12 protein-coding genes are annotated in these 17,336 nt (G+C 59.7%); 4 read left to right on the top strand and 8 right to left on the bottom strand.

Annotation, left to right across the window (positions count from 1 at the left end):
• The first annotated feature begins 46 nt into the window (after nucleotides 1–46).
• From GOB94_RS12040 to coaE, 3 genes are all read left to right on the top strand, one after another.
• Nucleotides 47–346, top strand: coding sequence for a DUF5076 domain-containing protein (locus tag GOB94_RS12040; protein ID WP_182276146.1), 300 nt, complete (start codon nucleotides 47–49; stop codon nucleotides 344–346).
• Between the two features lie 460 nt (nucleotides 347–806).
• Nucleotides 807–1,745, top strand: a complete 939-nt coding sequence (locus GOB94_RS12035; RefSeq protein WP_182276145.1) for a bifunctional 5,10-methylenetetrahydrofolate dehydrogenase/5,10-methenyltetrahydrofolate cyclohydrolase — start codon at nucleotides 807–809, stop codon at nucleotides 1,743–1,745.
• 6 nt (nucleotides 1,746–1,751) lie between these two features.
• The gene (coaE, locus tag GOB94_RS12030; RefSeq protein ID WP_182276144.1) at nucleotides 1,752–2,411 is read left to right on the top strand and encodes a dephospho-CoA kinase; all 660 of its coding nucleotides are present in this window, start codon (nucleotides 1,752–1,754) and stop codon (nucleotides 2,409–2,411) included.
• Nucleotides 2,412–2,532: 121 nt separating this feature from the next.
• Here the strand turns inward: coaE and GOB94_RS12025 are convergent, their stop codons facing one another.
• The 4 genes from GOB94_RS12025 to glmS all read right to left on the bottom strand — a co-directional run bounded on the left by GOB94_RS12025 (nucleotide 2,533) and on the right by glmS (nucleotide 8,747).
• Nucleotides 2,533–3,348, bottom strand: a complete 816-nt coding sequence (locus tag GOB94_RS12025) for a DUF4097 family beta strand repeat-containing protein (RefSeq protein ID WP_182276143.1) — start codon at nucleotides 3,346–3,348, stop codon at nucleotides 2,533–2,535.
• Between the two features lie 446 nt (nucleotides 3,349–3,794).
• Nucleotides 3,795–4,238 carry a phage tail protein gene (locus GOB94_RS12020; protein WP_182276142.1) on the bottom strand — a complete coding sequence of 148 codons (444 nt, stop codon included), beginning with the start codon at nucleotides 4,236–4,238 and terminating at the stop codon, nucleotides 3,795–3,797.
• 109 nt (nucleotides 4,239–4,347) lie between these two features.
• Nucleotides 4,348–6,765: a hypothetical protein gene (locus GOB94_RS12015; RefSeq protein WP_182276141.1), complete on the bottom strand. Its 2,418-nt coding sequence runs from the start codon at nucleotides 6,763–6,765 to the stop codon at nucleotides 4,348–4,350.
• 11 nt (nucleotides 6,766–6,776) lie between these two features.
• On the bottom strand, nucleotides 6,777–8,747 hold the full coding sequence (glmS, locus tag GOB94_RS12010; protein WP_182276140.1) for a glutamine--fructose-6-phosphate transaminase (isomerizing): 1,971 nt from the start codon (nucleotides 8,745–8,747) through the stop codon (nucleotides 6,777–6,779).
• Nucleotides 8,748–9,133: 386 nt separating this feature from the next.
• Here glmS and GOB94_RS12005 point away from each other — a divergent pair, with 386 nt between their 5' ends.
• Nucleotides 9,134–12,853 carry a carboxypeptidase regulatory-like domain-containing protein gene (locus tag GOB94_RS12005; RefSeq protein ID WP_182276139.1) on the top strand — a complete coding sequence of 1,240 codons (3,720 nt, stop codon included), beginning with the start codon at nucleotides 9,134–9,136 and terminating at the stop codon, nucleotides 12,851–12,853.
• Between the two features lie 67 nt (nucleotides 12,854–12,920).
• Here the strand turns inward: GOB94_RS12005 and GOB94_RS12000 are convergent, their stop codons facing one another.
• The 4 genes from GOB94_RS12000 to GOB94_RS11985 all read right to left on the bottom strand — a co-directional run bounded on the left by GOB94_RS12000 (nucleotide 12,921) and on the right by GOB94_RS11985 (nucleotide 17,093).
• Nucleotides 12,921–14,405, bottom strand: a complete 1,485-nt coding sequence (locus tag GOB94_RS12000; RefSeq protein WP_255483905.1) for a hypothetical protein — start codon at nucleotides 14,403–14,405, stop codon at nucleotides 12,921–12,923.
• 91 nt (nucleotides 14,406–14,496) lie between these two features.
• Nucleotides 14,497–15,573 carry an LLM class flavin-dependent oxidoreductase gene (locus tag GOB94_RS11995; protein ID WP_182276137.1) on the bottom strand — a complete coding sequence of 359 codons (1,077 nt, stop codon included), beginning with the start codon at nucleotides 15,571–15,573 and terminating at the stop codon, nucleotides 14,497–14,499.
• 15 nt (nucleotides 15,574–15,588) lie between these two features.
• The gene (locus tag GOB94_RS11990; protein ID WP_182276136.1) at nucleotides 15,589–16,578 is read right to left on the bottom strand and encodes a hypothetical protein; all 990 of its coding nucleotides are present in this window, start codon (nucleotides 16,576–16,578) and stop codon (nucleotides 15,589–15,591) included.
• Between the two features lie 65 nt (nucleotides 16,579–16,643).
• The gene (locus GOB94_RS11985; protein WP_182276135.1) at nucleotides 16,644–17,093 is read right to left on the bottom strand and encodes a response regulator; all 450 of its coding nucleotides are present in this window, start codon (nucleotides 17,091–17,093) and stop codon (nucleotides 16,644–16,646) included.
• Between the last annotated feature and the right edge of the window lie 243 nt (nucleotides 17,094–17,336).

Genomic DNA, 17,336 nt, shown 5'->3' with positions numbered 1-17,336 from the left:
GGCTTAACATAGTGGTAGCCGCCAGCTTCACCAGGAGAACCGAGCCATGTCAGCGCAGAAGTTCCTCGATCCCCCTCCAGCTGCAACACGCGACCACGCCTCCTTCGAGTTGCTCCGCGTCTGGATAGCTGAACAGGGGCAGCATGTCAGCCTCCGCTCCGGCACATGGGAAGACCCCTTTGCCTGGGGAATCGTTTTGGCAGATCTGGCCAGACACATCGTTCTCGCCGAGTCGATGCAGAAGAAAGACCTCGATCAGGACGCGTTCCTCGAGCGCCTGCTCGAAGGCTTTCAGGCTGAGATCGATTCACCGACAGACGAACCTGAAGGCGAACTCGCCCAGTAGTTGGCCGGACGGCGGAGCCTACATCACCCTCGCCACGCGCTCCAGTTCAGCCTGCATCCGTTCCACGGTGCAATGGGAAGTATCGATCCGCATGATTGCGAGTCGTACCTCATGAATTGGATACCCCATAGCCACGACCGCTCAGGAAGCTTGCAACAATCTCTGCTGCCTGAAAAGAATCAATGCTGGAATCCGCTAGCCGATCGCGTAACTCCGCCAAATCTTTCGGCGTGAACCTCTCTATATAGCTCACATCTCGGGGTCGGTCATGTGTTGGTCCTCACTTCACTTCGCATAGATTGTGCTGCACAAACGGAAGAATATAGAGATGTCTGAGGTGTAAATGGTTGTGATCTGGATACGAACGATGCGACCTATCAAAACCTTGTGATTATTTATCGACAGATCGGCTTTACTACGTCACCCGCACCAGCAGCTCACGGCACGATATGCTGGAAGCATGCATGTTGAGGGAAACCCGCGAGTATTGGACGGCGTAGCCATCGCCGCAGAGATCAAAGCTGAAGTAGCGCAAGAGGTGGCTGCAGCGCGCACAAAGGGCTATACACCAGGCTTGGCAGTCATTCTGGTCGGCGAGGTGCCGGCCTCGCAGATCTATGTACGCAGCAAGGTGAAGACCTGCGGTGAACTGGGCATCTACTCCGAAATGCTCACTCCACCGGCGAGTTCGACCACCGAAGAGCTGCTGGCGATGGTCGATGCTCTCAACAAGCGGGACGACATCGATGGCATCCTGATCCAGCTACCACTGCCAGACCATGTAGACACGAACCAGCTGCTCGATGCTGTGCTTCCGGAGAAGGACGTCGATGGTTTCCATCCCATCAACGCTGGCCGTTTGCTCAGTGGCGCTGCGCCGAACGAGGTGCTTGCGCCTTGCACGCCTGCAGGCATCATCGAGATCCTCAAGCGCAGCAATATTCCGATGTCAGGTCAGCGCGCGGTCGTCATTGGGAGATCGAACATCGTGGGCAAACCGGTTGCATCCATGCTCATCAACGAGAGCGCGACTGTGACGATCTGTCACTCCCGCACCCGCGATCTGGCAACAATCACACGCGAGGCTGACATTCTGGTGGCGGCAATCGGCAGACCTGGGTATGTCACGCCCGAGATGGTTCGTCCGGGCGCGACCATCATCGACGTCGGCATCAATCGGATTACTACAGAGGCCGAGGTCGAACGTTTCTTCCCGGGCAACGCCAAGCGGCGCGAGGGGTTCGAGAAGCGTGGGTCGACCATCGTCGGCGATGTCGATCCAGCGGCATTTGCCATCTCGGGGGCGTTCACACCTGTTCCAGGTGGCGTTGGTGCGCTGACGATTGCCATGCTGATGTCCAACACGGTGAAGGCTGCCAAGCTGCGGCGTAAGGGCTAGACAACGATGCTGCGCGTTGGGCTTACGGGTGATCTCGGCAGTGGCAAGTCGACGGTTGCAGCGATGCTCGCGGCACGTGGAGCTGTCGTGCTCTCGTCCGATGAGGCTGCGCGGGCGATGATGCAACCCGGCGAAGCGGTCTACCAGTCAATCGTGGCGCACTTCGGCCGCGAGGTCGTCGCTGCGGATGGAACGTTGGATCGGCGCAAGCTTGCGGCGATAGCGTTTGATCCTGCTTCGCCGCGTGTTGTGGAGCTGAACGCGATTGTGCATCCAAGGGTGCTTGCGGAGCAGGCGAAGCAGGTTGCGATGTTTACTGGGACTGACAAGATCGTTGTTGTGGAGTCTGCGCTGATCTTCTCGGCTTATGGGCAAACGGAAGCAGAACGTCGCGAACGGTTTGACCGGATTCTGCTGGTGATTGCGCCGGATGAGGCGAAGATTTCGCGGTTTGTGGAGAGGGTGGCGGGGGGGCGTGCACTCTCCGCGGAGGAGCGGGCGGCGGTGGAGGCCGATGCGCGGCGCAGGCTGGCCCTACAGGGGACTGAGAGCCATGCGGCTGAGTGTCTGGTCGTGCGCAATGATGGCTCGCTCAACGCGCTGGAGGCTCAGGTGGACAAAGTTTGGCTGGATTTGATCTCTACCCCCCACCCCTCCCCCCGGTGACTTTTTGATCGAAAGTCTTCAGGGGATAAGGGTTAGGGCCGGACTTGTGGAGATCCTATCCCTCTGCAAAACTGCACCATAAACGGGCATCGGTGAATTGCAATCATGCATAGGGGTGCGGCTAGTTGATGGAGATGCCGCCGTTGGTGGTTTCGAAGCTGAGGGTGGCACCCCCTGAGCCGAGGTTGGTGTCGATGGAGCGGCGGTGTACCCCGGACGGGTCGGCGCCGGGGACGTCGACGTGGGTGCCCCCGTTGGTGGTGCTGGCGACCAGGTGCGCGGAGTAGTGCGCGGGGACGGAGACGTTGATGGCGCCGTTGGTGGTGCCGGCGGTGAGGCCCGGTCCCTGCCAGCCGGAGCCGTCGAGCCTGGCCTGGATGCTGCCGTTGGTGGTGGAGAGGTGGACGTCGCCGGCGAGGTTGTCGAAGTGGACGCTGCCGTTGGTGGTCTCGCCGCGGATCTCACCGTTGAGCGCGGCCAGTGAGAGGCTGCCATTCATGGTGTGGAACTCGGCGGCGAGGCGATGCGGGACGCGGAGCCTGTAGCTGACAGACCAGTTGCGGTTGCCGTAGTTGCGCGGGCCGTGCGCCTCGACCGTTCCGCCAGTGTCGATGGTGATCTCGTGGAGGATGGAGGCGGCTTCAGAGGCGCTGCCGGCGCGGGCACCGACGCGGGCTTCGAGCGCTATGTCCTGGCGGTCTTCACCGATGACGTCGATGCTGCCGTTCTGGTCCTTGACGTTGAGGTGTCCGCCGACGAGGGGGAAGGTGGTGGTGCGGACTTCGCAGGCCTGCTCGCCGCCCATGAAGTGGCTGAAGAAGGTGTGATCGCCGTTATCGTCGCCGTTGCAGGGATGCGTAGCGAAGGACTGAGCGTGGATTGGGAGCGTGGCAGCTGCGCACAGGGCGGCGCTGGCGATGAGGGTGTTCAGGCGCATGAGGGTCTCCTTCGACTTGCGAATCGAGAGGAGATACGTGCGAGGTGAGTGTGTGGTTCCCTGCTTTGCGCAAACGGATGGGTGTGTGGCGGGGATACCCCTCCCCCCTCCCTATGTAGCGGAACTATCCAGCAGAATCAGCGACTTACGGGGTGATCCCGGGGGTAAGTGGCTGATTCTGGATATGGTTATGGGTATGATATGGGAAACAAAGGGGATAGGGTGGTGAGGCAGGGAGTAGGGAGTGGGGAATAGGGAGTAGGAGAGAATTCCGGCTCTGGCCGAACTGAGGCTCTCCCTATGTTAAGTATAGAAGGTGGTGACGGGGAAAGTGTTTTTGTTTCGGGGTGGTAAGAGGTTTGGTTTGTGGGGGTTGCGGGGGGTTGGGGAGGTTGTGGGGTTGACAGTGAGTACGTTGTCGAGAGGGTCTGCCGAGGGTTGTGAGGCTACTTGGTCCAGCCTTCATTTTCGAGCTTGATGTGCTGGATGACGATGGAGTTGTCGATGGAGTTGAGGTTGGGGAGGGCCTGGTACTCCGATACCCAGGAGCCGTGGATGGTATAGGTGGTGGCGACGTCGCTGGCTTCGTTGAAGAGTTCGAGGGTGAGGTCGCGGTGCAGGTTTGCGGCGTTGGGTGGGGTGGGGTTGCCAGGGGCAGGTGGGGTGAGCGCCCAGTTCTGGAAGCCGGTGTCGTAGGTGACGCCGCGCTCCAGCGTGATGGCTTCGTATTTGGTGCGGCCGGGTGATTTGAGGGTTTCGGGTGCAGGCGTGGAGGGTGCAGGGAGGCTGACCTGGTTGAAGCCCGCAACGCTGACGCCGTCCCATTTGAGACGGAACTTGAAGTTCTTGTATGGGTCGCGACGGGTTTGATTGACGACGAACTGTGTCATGCGGGGATTGTAGACTCGTTCGGGCGCGCCCAGCATCGTTCCCGCTCATGACGATGAAACTGTCAGGGGCGTGCATAATTTACGTGCGGGACATCCGCCCGGGAGGGAACTACGACAGAAACTCCCTGAAGAGTTCTCGTGGATCGAAGCTTTGCCGGGACGGTTCTGCCGGTGCTTCGTCATCGGCTCCGGACTCCTTAATTGCGTCTACGCGATAGCTGAGATGGCGGGCCAGAGATTCTGCTTCATCCGCCAGTGCACTTAGATCCCGATTAAACTTGGATTGTAGAAAGATCAAGCTTCTCGCAGCGCGCGAAATCATTTCAATGCGCTGGCCTTCAAATTCTAAAGTATCTAGATCATCTTCATCAATCTCACCCGAAACTTCAGCGGCGATAACACCGATCAATTTTTCAACAGTTGGAACTATCTCTGTCTCAAATCCGATTCTCTTAAGAAATCGCGGCTCATTCTCATATAAAACTTCGAGCATTTCCGCAAATTCTGCCGCGACATCGCCGTCTAATGACCTTCCCCAAGACTCGTATGCGGAAAGAGCATCTGCCAGCGGTCTCCAGCTCTTATTCCAAGTATCCCTCAGTTCTGGAGACGGCACATCTGTATCTGCAAGAACTGATAGCTCATAGAAATTCTTTAGTATCGAAGACTTCAAGCTTTTTTTCTGAACATCCCAACGTGCTTTTAATGCGATGCAAACTGTTCGACTGAAGTCCCTTACACCTGGATTCGATTGACCGCTCTCTTTGAGCGAACCTGCAATCGCAGTAAGCAGTCTGTCTACCTCGAATGCGGTCATAGAGCGAATTGCATGATCAACCGTCTCGGAGAGAACGAGCCAGCTTTCCTCATCCGGCAAGAGCGGGAAGCTACGGTTGCCTTCGCTGCCGCCAACTTGGGAAATTGCTAGGTTAACCGCGTTCAATCCTCCAACTTTCAAATAGCGAAGACGCATTGTTCGATTGTTCATGAGTTGATCGATGATAAGGTCCCTGTAGGACGGGTGAACCCAATCAATCTCTCGCGCTTTTCTCAGCGAAAAATCGTTCTCTGGTCTCTTGCTATACGCCAATCTGATAAAGCCTTCGTCAAGCTCAGAAAGCAGTTGACCTATCGGTCTTGTATTAGGAACTGGGGAAATCTCCCTAAAGGCGGTCTCGGCGCCTGCCTCACTATTGACACGACTTTCGTCGAGCAGGGTGACTAGAAGCCATTTTTGTTGTTCCTCGAGCTTTGCATAAGCTTTCTCCATCATTTCGGTAGGCTGCTCTAAAACTGATTTGATAGCTTCAGCGACCTGCTCTTGGGTCAAGCCTTGGCGAGATTCCGCGGCTAAGCGAGGAAGAGCCTCTGACGTGAGTCTTCTTATTCTCTCTGGTGTGAACTTAGTGTTGTAGATAATCTCTGCGAGGTTGTTCTTTAATATTTTTCTCGCATCGATATCTAAATCCGCGTGCATCGAATGCCTGAAGAGAATCTGACCCTTCTCCTCGGGACTCAGCCAATCAGCCTGCACAATCACTTCTCCGGGCTTTGGAAACGCTCTGGCAGCACCCTGAATATCCATCTGGCGCATCGCACCTTCGAGTATGTGTTTCCTACTAGTCCATATCAGCCAGTGCCTACGATCGATTTTCTGTCGAACTTTGGAAAAATGTGCTTCCCAAACGGCCCCCCGGGTCGCGTCGTACTCCGTACGTCCAAATGCATCGTCTGCAAGAAACACTTGATCCCGGTCTGGCTCGTGCTGCGAAAACAAATCGTCCGGTGTAAAGCAATCTATGACTTCCCAACTATTGGACAGTTGAGCCATTGCGATCATCCGTCCGATGGCCGTTTTCCCCATCTCGGGCGGCCCCGTGAGAACCACAAAGTCATACTTTCGGAGAATCGACCATGCCTTTTGATATGCCGACGTCGTGGCAAAAATAGGAATCAAATTGCGAGCTTCTTCAATGGCCGCTTCACTCCTCGCCACTAAACCTCGCATCTGTTGCGAGGCGAGCGACGCTAGCAAATGGCGGTAACTTAGAATTTCAGGATACAACTGAGCAATCTTTGAATGGTTATCAAGAAGATCGGATATGTCCTGTTGCCCGAGAGCATGTACCTCATCGCAGACCGGAGCGAATAGACGAGCTAAGACCTGTCGATGCGAGGGTTGAAGAAAGCAATTTGTCAATAAGAAATAATGCTTCGGTCGCGCCCATTGCGAATTCCTTTGGCGCTCATCTATAAGTTCCCTTTCTGCTTTGCAAGCTCTCAAGAGGAGTCGCCAATATCGAGAGCCCACAGCGTTTGCTGCATGAACAAATTTCGCTTGGAAAACTATTGGCCCTTGTAATTTCCCTGTACGAGTTTTGAGGTCGGATGGGCAGTACGCGTCCTTACCGCGATCTTGATAACCGGAGGTCGACTCTACAGTAGCTCCAAATTCAGCCTTCAGTAGTCCCTGCACAAGCCTTTCAAAGTTATACCAACCTAGCTTGTCTAGCTCGTACTCAGGCATCTCGGCTCCAGTTACTCCACGGTAACACTCTTCGCGAGGTTCCGAGGCTGATCTACGTCGCAGCCTCGGCGGACGGCGATGTGGTAGGCGAGGAGTTGGAGGGGGACAACTTCCAGGATGGGTAGTAAGAGCTCGTGCGACTGGGGGATGTAGATGGTGTGCTCGACGAGCTGCCCGATGTGGGTGTCGCCTTCGATGGCGATGGCGATGACTCGGCCGCTGCGGGCGGTGACTTCCTGGATGTTGGAGAGGGTTTTCTCGTACTTGAGGACGGAGCTGGGGTCGTTGGGGTCCTGGGTGGCGATGCAGACGACGGGGAGCGTCTCGTCGATGAGGGCGTTGGGGCCGTGCTTCATCTCGCCGGCGGGGTAGCCTTCGGCGTGGATGTAGGAGATCTCCTTGAGCTTGAGGGCGCCTTCAAGCGCGATGGGGTAGTGGATGCCGCGGCCGAGGAAGAGGAAGTCGCGCGCGGTGGAGAAGGACTTGGCCAGCTCGGCGCATTGGTCGTCGACGGTGCGGAGGATCTCTTCGATCTTGCCGGGGATTTTGGCGAGCTCGCCGACGAGGTAGAGTGAGTGCTCGAAGGTGACGGTGCCGCGGACCTGGGCGAGGTACAGCGCCAGCGTAAACAGCGCGGTGAGCTGCGCGGTGAAGGCTTTGGTGCTGGCGACGCCGATCTCGGGGCCGGCGTTGGTGGTAATCACACCCGCCGCGAGGCGCGTGACGGCGCTGCCGACGACGTTGCAGATGGCGAGCGTCTTGGAGCCTTTGGCGATGAGCTCGTGCTGCGCGGCGATGGTGTCGGCGGTTTCGCCGGATTGGGTGATGAGCAGGCCGAGCTCGGAGGGGTTGGGGATGGGGTCGCGGTAGCGGTACTCGGAGGCGTAGTCGACGTCGACGGGGAGGCGTGCGAGGCGCTCGATCATGAACTTGCCGGCGAGGCCCGCGTGCCAGCTGGTGCCGCAGGCGGCGATGGTGATGCCGGTGGCGGCCTTGAACTCTTCGGGCGTGATCTTCATGTCGGGCAGGAAGACGCGGCCGGAGTCGAGCGAGACGCGGCCGAGGGTAGTGTCGCGGACGGCGCGGGGCTGCTCGTTGATCTCCTTGAGCATGAAGTGCTTGTAGCCGGCCTTTTCGGCCTGGATGGGGTCCCAGGTGATGCGCTGCGGGTGCATGGTTTTGGGCGCGCCGTCGAAGTCGGTGAGCGCGACGCCAGCGGTGGTGAGCGTGGCGACCTCGTGGTCGTTGAGGAAGTAGATGGTGCGGGTGTGGTGGAGAATGCCGGGGACGTCGGAGGCGAGAAAAAATTCGCCTTCTCCGAGGCCGAGCACGATGGGCGGACCCATGCGCGCGGCGACCATCTTGTCGGGCTCGTTGGCGGAGAGGACGCCGATGGCGAAGGCCCCGGTGAGGCGCTTGACGGCGCGGCGGACAGCCTCTTCAAGCGGCAGCGCGGACTGCGGCGCGGTGACGACGGTGTCGGCGGAGGTGGTCTCGGTGGTCGAACCCACCTTAGCCGACGATGAGGCCGTCGGCGAAGATGGGGCACCCAATGCTGCGGCTAGCTCGAACTCGTCCTGAATGACGTGCGCGATGATCTCGGTGTCGGTTTCGGAGAGGAACTTGTGGCCCTTGGCGATGAGGGCGTTCTTTAGCTGCAGATAGTTTTCGACGATGCCGTTGTGCACGACGACGAGTGTGCCCGTGCCGTCGCGGTGGGGGTGCGCGTTCTCCTCGGTGGGGCGGCCGTGCGTGGCCCAGCGTGTATGGCCGATGCCGTAGGTGCCTTCGACAGGGTCCTGGGCGAGGATTTCGGCGAGGTTGCGGAGTTTGCCGGGGGCGCGGCGTAGCTGCAGCGGGTGTCCGCCGCCAGCGACGGCGATGCCGGCGGAGTCATAGCCGCGGTATTCGAGGCGGGCGAGGCCTTCCATGATGACGGGGACGCAGGCCTTCGGTCCGATGTATCCGACGATTCCACACATAGTGAACAGTGTAGATGCTCGGGTTGAGCGCGACTGTGGCGAATCTCACAGACGAGTGAACCAGGCGGTTGGAACGTTTTGCACCGCGGCGCATCTGATGGAGACCTCTGCTGATAGAAGGATTGAGGGTGCGAATATCGGTATGACAACCTATTAATTCTGTTTGACAAGTGTTGCCTCTGAAGCCGATAATCTCCAACCGTGCCGAACTATTGAAAATTTCGGCGACCGAAGGGGCCACAACGCATGAACCTGCGCGCCTAAGCCTTCCCCAACAAGTGTAGCGAGGAGACGCCGTGAAACCGGTGGATGACCCGCTGCACGCGAAGAACCCTTATCCCGGCCGAACGACATGCCGGTTTGAACGATAACAGGAGCAGCCAGAGATGCGAATCTCTCTACGATCAGCCTGGGCAACGTGTGCGTTGACCCTGGCATTCTTTCTCTCTATCGGCCTGATACCGACCACAATCCACGCGCAGGAGTTCCGCGGGACCATTAGTGGCGCTGTCGCGGATAACACTGGGGCGGTCATCCCCGGCGCCAGCATAACGGTGCGGGAGACCAGTACCGGCACGGTAAACAAGACGACCAGCGACAGCGCAGGCCAGTATGTGGTGCCGTTCCTATTGCCCGGAACCTACTCGATTACGGCAAACGCTAACGGCTTTCAGCAGACGGTGCGTACCGGCATCACACTGGAGAGCCAGGCGCACCCGATCGTGAATCTGACTATGCAGGTAGGGGGCGCGAACCAGACGGTGACCGTCAGCGCGGCTGCTCCACTGATTGACCAGGCAAACGCATCGGTCGGACAGGTGATCACAACTGAGTCCGTAGCCAACCTGCCGTTGAATGGCCGTACGCCGACGACCCTGACCGAGCTTTCCGAAGGGGTTATCACAACGGCCGCACCGCAGATCGTGCACCCATTCGATAACGGGGCCGGCAACTCGTGGTCCATGGGCGGCACGCCGAACCAGGTGAGCGAGGTTCTGCTGGATGGCTCGCCTGACCTGACGATGCTGGGCGCACTCGCATATGCCCCGACTGAGGACTCCGTGCAGGAGGTCTCTGTGCGTCCCTTTGACACCGATGCCAGCTTCGGCCACACCATCGGCGGCGTGATTAACCAGATCACCAAGAGCGGCACGAATGCCTTCCACGGCAGCCTGTATGAGTTCTCGCAGATCTCGGATCTCGATGGCGACCTTTACTTCAACGACCGCGCGACACCACGAGTTCGCACGCCGGTGACGCACTTCAACCAGTATGGCCTTACCGTCGGTGGCCCTGTGCTCATCCCGAAGCTCTACAACGGCAAGGACAAGCTCTTCTTCTTCTTCGCGTATGAAGGTCTGAAGGACTCCACGCCAGCGGCGACCGCATTGACGGTGCCAACGGCAGCTGAGCGCAGTGGCGATTTCTCGCAGACGCTCGCTGCGGGTTGCCCTGCGGGCTTTGCGAACAACCCAGCGACCGCGGCGGCCATCTGTAATCCCTCCGGCAGCAACACTGCGCCCTTCGTCGACCCGAACCAGCTCTACAACCCTTACACAGCAGTCGGCACGACCTCCAAGTTCACGCGTTCGCCGGTGCTGAACAACCAGCTCACGACGGTGGCCTCGACGTTCAACCCGATTGCGTTGGCATACCTCAACTTCTTCCCTACACCGAACAACGCGGCAGGAGCGGCGGCGGACGGGCAGGACAACTACATCAGCGATGCACCCAGCATCGACAACTACAACAACGAATTCGGGCGCATCGACTACAACGCGAGCGAGCGCGATCATCTGTTCTTCGACTTCCGGCACAACTACCGCACGCAGGTCAAGAACAACTACTTCGGCAATAACACGACGGGGTCCAACCTGGTGCGTGAGAACTTCGGTCTGACGATCGACAACGTCTTCACACTGAATCCCACCACGATCTTCGACACACGTGTGAACTGGACACTGTTCAACGAGGTGATGGGCACTCCTGCGCAGCAATATAGCCCGAGCTCGGTTGGCCTGCCCGCAATGATGACGACCTCCAGTCTGGAATCACAGCTGCCGTACATCAACTTTGCGACCGGCTCCAGCTGCGGCAGCGAGACCAGCTACCAGTGCTTCGGCGATACGGGTTCCGGTTTCGATCCGACCACCAGCTACCAGGTCTTCGCCGACATGGTGAAGGTGCTGGGGCGGCACACGCTGAAGGTCGGCTTCGATGGGCGGCAGTACCGCATCAGCATCCAACACTTCCTGAACTCGTCAGGCAACTTCACATTCAACTCGGCTTATACGAACGCCGGCACCAGCGGCAACAGCAATATCTTCGGCGGCGATCTTGCAGCCTTTATGCTGGGCCTGCCGAGCACTGGCGACTATGACCTGGAAGCACGTGGCGACTATCACCAGTACTACATCGGTTCGTTCGTACAGGATGACTGGCGCGTGACCGATCACCTGACGCTGAACCTCGGTGCGCGGTACGACATCGACACGCCGTTCCGCGAGAAGTATGGGCGCACGGTGGATGGCTTCAACCCGGCAGCAACGAACGCTGTCTCCGGTGCTACATTTACGCCGGTTACGGTGAGTTCGAACGGTGTCAGTGCAGCCATCGCGTCGATCAACACGCTGGGCGGTCTGACCTTCCCGAATGGCAACAATGGTGCAGTGTATGCGACGAACAACGGCTTCCTGAGCCCGCGTATCGGCTTCTCGTACAACCCGATCACGAAGCTGGTGATTCGCGGCGGCTTCGGCATCTTTGTGCAGCCGGAGACGTTGTCGACACTGGCAGCAACGGGCACGTATTCAACGTCGGCGATCAGCAACCAGGAGGGCTTCAGCTCATCGACCGCCTATGCTGGACAGACAACGAACAGCTACTTCACACCGCCGAGCTACACGCTGAGCAATCCGTTCCCGAACGGCTTCAACGCACCGGCGGGCTCCTCGCAGGGTGCAAGCACGTTCCTCGGCCAGGCAATCAGCTTCCTGGCGCCTGTGGAGCATGACCCCTACGCAGAGCGCTACGACCTTGGCGCGCAGTATGCGCTGACCAACAGCACGCTGCTCGAAGTTCTGTATGAGGGAAACCACAGCTTACATCTGCCGGTGGCCTCACAGAACCTGAACGCGGTGCAGTCGCAGTACATGACCCACAGCCCCTACCGCAATGAGGCGCTGGCGCTGGCCTACGCGACCAACGTACCGAACCCGTTCGCCGGCAAGCTGCCCAACAGCTCCGGTTGCAACGGCACCACAACGGCTGCGTCAAGCCTGATCGTTCCATTCCCGCAGTTCTGTACAGCTGCCATTACGGAGCAGAACGAGACGATTGGACAGTCCTACTTCAACAGCGCGATTGTGCACATAGAGCAGCGCGCAAAACATGGCCTGACCCTCACGGCGAACTACAGCTTCAGCAAGTTGATTGAAGCCGACACCCGCCTGAACGACGAGGACAGCTTCGTCAATCGCCGGGTCTCGCCATTTGACCACACGCACCACTTCACCGTGGGCGGCACCTACAACCTGCCGTTTGGCAAAGACAAGATGTTCAGCTTTGGCGGCAAGCGCTGGGCGGACGAGGTCTTTGGCGGCTTCGTGGTGAACGGTATCTACCAGTTCCAGACAGGCCCGCCGGTAGAGTTCCCAACCGACATCCCACTGCAGCCTGGCGTGACGCTGCGCGACATCGCCAACCAGACGCGCAACACTTCGCCGACCAGCTCGGGCAATCCGGCGCTGAGCGCCAGCAGGTTCGTCACAGGCAGCGCAACCACCTGCCCGACGGCTGGCGCGTGCGACGGATCGCAGTTCATCAACGGTCAGTACATCGACCACTACCGCACGCTGCCGACGACGATGTCGTGGGTGCGCGGCGACGGCTTCAACAATATGGATGCGTCGATCCTGAAGGACTTCCACTTCACGGACTCGGCGTACCTGCAACTGCGTTTCGAGACGTTCAACACGTTCAACCACCCCGTGTTTGCAACGCCGAACGTCTCCAGCGCAACGGCCAGCAACTTCGGCTACATCACGGCAGTGGCGGCGAACAGCCAGCCTCGGCAGGTGCAGCTGGGCGCGCGGATCGTCTTCTAAACAGCAGCATAACCACAAACAGCAAGGGCGCCGATCTCTCGGCGCCCTTGCTGTTTGCGTGCAACAATTAGCCGCGACTGCGGAAGATCGCCGCCGAGGTGTGCGGCAACACATGCGTCAGCGAGGCCTGTGTCGTCCTCATGAGCGAGGCCTGCCGCGCGTTTGCCGCAGGCGCGGTCAACGCGTACTCGGCGTGGAAGCCGGGCAGATTCAGCGGCAGGTTCTGCGAGAGGTCTTTGTTGATGACTGCGACGACCGTCGTGCCGTCAGGGTGCTTCGCAGCATAAGCCGTGGCGTTGACATTGCCGGGATTGAAGTCAACAGGCACCACCGTTGCGCCTGCGAAGAGGCCTGCAAAGCGCATTCCGAAGGCGACCGGCTCCAGCAGATACTTGTCGCCGATGTGTGCGACGGGCGTGTAGTAAGGGTGCGGATGCTCGGAGGGGTTGCCGTGCTCGGCCAGCACAATGGCATCGCCGGGCAGCGTGCCGCCAAGTGAGTTCGCGACCATCTGGGCATCGCCGCCGTGCAGGTTTACACCCGCGTAGCCCAGCGAAGCCAACAGCAGCATGTAATCCGCTGACCACAACGCCGCCGCAAATACATCCGACACGCCGGGCTTGCCGCCGCGATAGCAGGTGTTGCCCTCGCTCATGCGATAGCCAGTGTGCAGCTTGGCTGCAGAGGCGCGAACAAGCGCAGCATCGCGTGGAACGCGCGAGTCGGCCTTGAGGATGCGCTCGATCGTCATCTGCGGGTTCGATGGCGGGCCGCCGATGTAATAGTGGTGCGTGATGCATGCGACGTGCTCGCGGATGGGGTTGTTCTGAAGACGGTCGCCGACGGCGGTGATCCACTCGGCGTTGCTCGCAACGTCGGGCAGGCCGAACTTCGCATTCGGCACGCGTGCGAGGATGGCTTTGGTGAAGGTGAGCCACTCGTTGAGATAGGCGTCCGCGTTCCAGGGATGGCCGGTGAGTTTGGGATCGCGGATCGTCGAGCCGAAGCGGTCCGCCTCGTTGCCGATCTGGAAGTACTCCAGCCGCGGCCCGAGTGTCTTCGCGACGAACGCGGCTTCATCCGCCGCTAGCTGCGGGGTGTTGGTTCCGAGGTTGATGCCGTAGAGGCACGTCCAGCCCGTGGCTTCGAGAAAACCATGCAGGTTGCGCACAGCCTCCGGCGTGACGGCGTAAGACAAATCAGGCGGCGGATCGCCGACTTTGTACGGGCGCTTGGGCCGCGGCGGCGCGACCGAAGTCGGTGTCGGCTTCCAGAAGCCGTAGTCGGATGTATTGCCGCCAAGGCGCAGCACGCCGTGCGGCGCGAGTTCGCGGAGACGTGCTACGAGACCGGTGTTCGCGGGGGTGAAGAATGTTGGATCGGAGAGCTGCTGCGTCTCGTACGAGAGGCCGACGAAGTTCGCCGGCACCTTCGGTCCAGGGCGGTCAGGATGCAGACTGAGCGTGGCAGCAGGCGCCTGCGCCAGCGAACGCAGATGCGGCAGCGTTGTCGCAGCGGCGGCGGAAAGAAGGAAGTGACGACGGTTCATCATGCGCAAAAGACTACGCTGTTTGCAGGATAAGTAGCAACCCACAACAAATAGAGGAACTAGCGTCTTGCAGATTCAATGCAGGAACGCGGAGTTAGCTGCGCTGCATTACCTGCGCGGCGAAGCGAGCCATCTCCGTGTGCTGCGGAGACGACTGCAGCAGCACCAGCGAGCAGCCCGCGCCTTCGAAGTCTGCGAGCCGCTGCTTCACCTGCTCCGGCGTGCCGATCATGCCGCTATGTAGACCGCGGTTGGAGACGGAGTAGTCGCGCAGGCTCAACTTCTTCTCCAACTGCGAGCCGGTGATCCACTGCTGAAAGTTGGCATACCCCGCGGGCGATTGCGAAGGATCAGGCTGCGAGGTGATGCGCTCAACTTCCCTGTTCGCCTCGGCCTCGCTGTCGCGCACGATACAGTAGCCTGTGACGCCGAAGAGCAACGGCGCAAGATGCGGATGCTTTGCGCGGCGCTGCTTCATGTCCTCAATCTTGCTGGCGATAGTCTTCGGATCGTCGCCGTGCATCAGGTAAGCATCGCACTTGGCCGCGATGAGGTTCTTTGCGGTCTCGCTCTCACCACCGGCGTAGAGCGTAGGCAAGCCCGCACCCTGCGGTGCTCGCGAGTAGCCGCGCGTGGGCAGCGGCTTGGGCGAGAGGACGTTGTCGTCGATGTTGTAGAAGCGCCCGCTGTGCGAGGTGTGCTGGCCCTTCCAGCAGTTTTGCAGCACATCGAGCCACTCTTCCGTGCGCGCGTAACGCTCGTCGTGCTCGTCGAAGGGGATGCCGTACTTGGTCGCCTCGTCGCGCCACCAGCTGCTGACGACATTGAGCGTGAGCCTGCCTCCCCCACTCACCTGACCGATGCGGTCGAGACATGCAGCCTGCTTCGCGAGCAGCGCGGGGTTGTGGAACGTGGGACGCACGGCGATCATCAGCTCGAGCGTCTTTGTGACGGCGGCGAGTGCGGCGGTAGTCGTCCACGCGTCGAGCGAGTCGGCCTCGACGCCCTTGATGTCGTTGAGGTTCAGCTCGGCAATGAGTGTGAGATCGTAGCCGAGGGCTTCGGCCTGCTGGCAGAGGTCGCTCACGTACTCCCATGTGGCGGGCATCTGCTCATCGTCGATGTTGCGAAGCCAGCCGCCGAAGACGGGTAGCCAGAAACCGTAGCGCATCCTAACCACTCCTGACTAAACGTTCGCGGTAATACCCGCTTCTACTTCCAGCCAGTCCACGAGCTTCGCAAACGGGTCGAAGCCTATGACGTTCGGACCGTCGGCGACGAAGTTGGAGAGCGCGTTGATGTCGTAGTAGTAGCGGGTGCCGTCGCGGGAGTCGGTGATGTATTCGACGCCGCCGATGTCGATGCCGGAGTGCTGCATCAGCAGCTCGACGTCGCGGATAGCGTCCGCTGGAGGCTGGTAGCCTTCGACGGTGATGCCGGTCTTTGGTGCGTCGATGGCGCAGGCCCCGCGATTGAGGTCCGTGCCGGTGGTTGTGCGGCAGATGTCGGCGGGGCACAGGTCGAAGGTCTCGCCCGTGATGTGCACCTTGATGGCGTAGAGAAACTTGCCATTGAGCACTTCAACACGGACGATGTGCGCGTCCTGTGCGGGGATAAACTCCTGCACGAGCGCGGTGGAGTCGAGACCGAACTGCAACGCATCGGGTGAGCCTGGCTCCGCTTCAATGGCGTGGCGCAGTTGCGAGAGGCCGTCGAAGCGCTTGACGCCTGCACCGCTGCCACCGATGTTCGGCTTCACAACGATAGGCCAGCGCAGGCCCTCGGCTGCGGCAACAGCCTGTTCAGGCCGATGGATGACGCGCGCCTTCGGATACGCGATGCCGAGCTTGTCCGCGAGGACAAGCTGTCCGGCTTTCGACAACTCCGACGAGAACGCCTTGAAGCCGTTGAGGACTTTGACGCCGCGTGACTCGAGATGCTCAAGGAAGCCGAGCGTGTAGAAGATCTGGTCGCCGTGGCTGCGGTTCCACGCGCTGGGGCTCATGCGGTTAAAGACCAGCGAGTACTTCTGCTCGGGGTGGTCTTCGGGCGAGTAGAAGTGCTCGGGTGCAAAGAGCTTCACGTAGGGCGTGCCGCGGCGGTCAAGCTCCGCAAACAGCGGCTTGAACCAGTTCGGCTGCTCATAGTAGATCGCGATGGGAAGAGTTTGGCTCATCGCCTTTAAGCATAAGCGAAGCAAGCCCGCATCGAATCAGCAAAACTACGAGCTGATCTGCCGAACTACGAGCTGACCTGCAGGCGCTTCAGCAGCTCTACCGGATGGATCGGCTTAGGCAGCAGCTCAAAGTCATGACCCAGGGCGCGGGCACGCTCCAGAATCTCCATCGTTGCCGCCTGGCCGCTGAAGAGCACGATACGCGCGGTGGGGCAGTGCGCGCGGATCTCAATCGCCGTTTCCACGCCGTCGAGATGCGGCATCGCCACGTCGCTCAGCACCGTCTCCGGCTGCAGGTCGCGAGCGGCCTCCACGGCGGCGCGCCCGCTATAGACGGCGCTGGCCTGGAAGCCGTTCCGGTTCAGAATTTGTACGATCGTATCGGCGATCAGCGCCTCGTCATCGACCACGAGCACGCGCTTCCCTGCCCGTCCCAGGCCGTCGCCATGCCCTTCGCCATCTACAACTACGGTCGAAGAAACAGGGGCATCTGTGTTAAAAAGATGAGCGTGCATACCTCTCCTGTCGCGTTGCCTTTGGAGGCTCTGCAGTTCGGAAATCTGAGTGATACATCAAACCCAGTCCAGCGGGACAAGTTGCCGTCTGCTGGATCGCAAAAAAGCTCAAATTACCAGGGAGACTGAGTACCTCTCAAAAAGTCGCGCAGAATAAAACAGGGTTTACTGCATGGAACGCACAGCCCCAGGCAGGGCTTCTCATCATCTGCCTGTTAGACGTAGTTTAGCCAAATTTGGCTC

Source organism: Granulicella sp. 5B5 (assembly GCF_014083945.1).
Taxonomy (GTDB): domain Bacteria; phylum Acidobacteriota; class Terriglobia; order Terriglobales; family Acidobacteriaceae; genus Granulicella.
Note: the sequence above shows the minus strand (reverse complement) of the source record. Positions and strands in the feature narration are given on the sequence as shown.

Bases quoted from the DNA above. Each gene is read 5' to 3' on its own strand.
- GOB94_RS12005 (WP_182276139.1), top strand. From the start codon at position 9,134: ATGCGAATCTCTCTACGATCAGCCTGGGCAACGTGTGCGTTGACCCTG.
- GOB94_RS12035 (WP_182276145.1), top strand. From the start codon at position 807: ATGCATGTTGAGGGAAACCCGCGAGTATTGGACGGCGTAGCCATCGCC.
- GOB94_RS12040 (WP_182276146.1), top strand. From the start codon at position 47: ATGTCAGCGCAGAAGTTCCTCGATCCCCCTCCAGCTGCAACACGCGAC.
- GOB94_RS11990 (WP_182276136.1), bottom strand. From the start codon at position 16,578: ATGAGCCAAACTCTTCCCATCGCGATCTACTATGAGCAGCCGAACTGG.
- GOB94_RS12015 (WP_182276141.1), bottom strand. From the start codon at position 6,765: ATGCCTGAGTACGAGCTAGACAAGCTAGGTTGGTATAACTTTGAAAGG.
- GOB94_RS12000 (WP_255483905.1), bottom strand. From the start codon at position 14,405: ATGATGAACCGTCGTCACTTCCTTCTTTCCGCCGCCGCTGCGACAACG.
- GOB94_RS12025 (WP_182276143.1), bottom strand. From the start codon at position 3,348: ATGCGCCTGAACACCCTCATCGCCAGCGCCGCCCTGTGCGCAGCTGCC.
- GOB94_RS11985 (WP_182276135.1), bottom strand. From the start codon at position 17,093: ATGCACGCTCATCTTTTTAACACAGATGCCCCTGTTTCTTCGACCGTA.
- coaE (WP_182276144.1), top strand. From the start codon at position 1,752: ATGCTGCGCGTTGGGCTTACGGGTGATCTCGGCAGTGGCAAGTCGACG.
- GOB94_RS12020 (WP_182276142.1), bottom strand. From the start codon at position 4,238: ATGACACAGTTCGTCGTCAATCAAACCCGTCGCGACCCATACAAGAAC.
- GOB94_RS11995 (WP_182276137.1), bottom strand. From the start codon at position 15,573: ATGCGCTACGGTTTCTGGCTACCCGTCTTCGGCGGCTGGCTTCGCAAC.
- glmS (WP_182276140.1), bottom strand. From the start codon at position 8,747: ATGTGTGGAATCGTCGGATACATCGGACCGAAGGCCTGCGTCCCCGTC.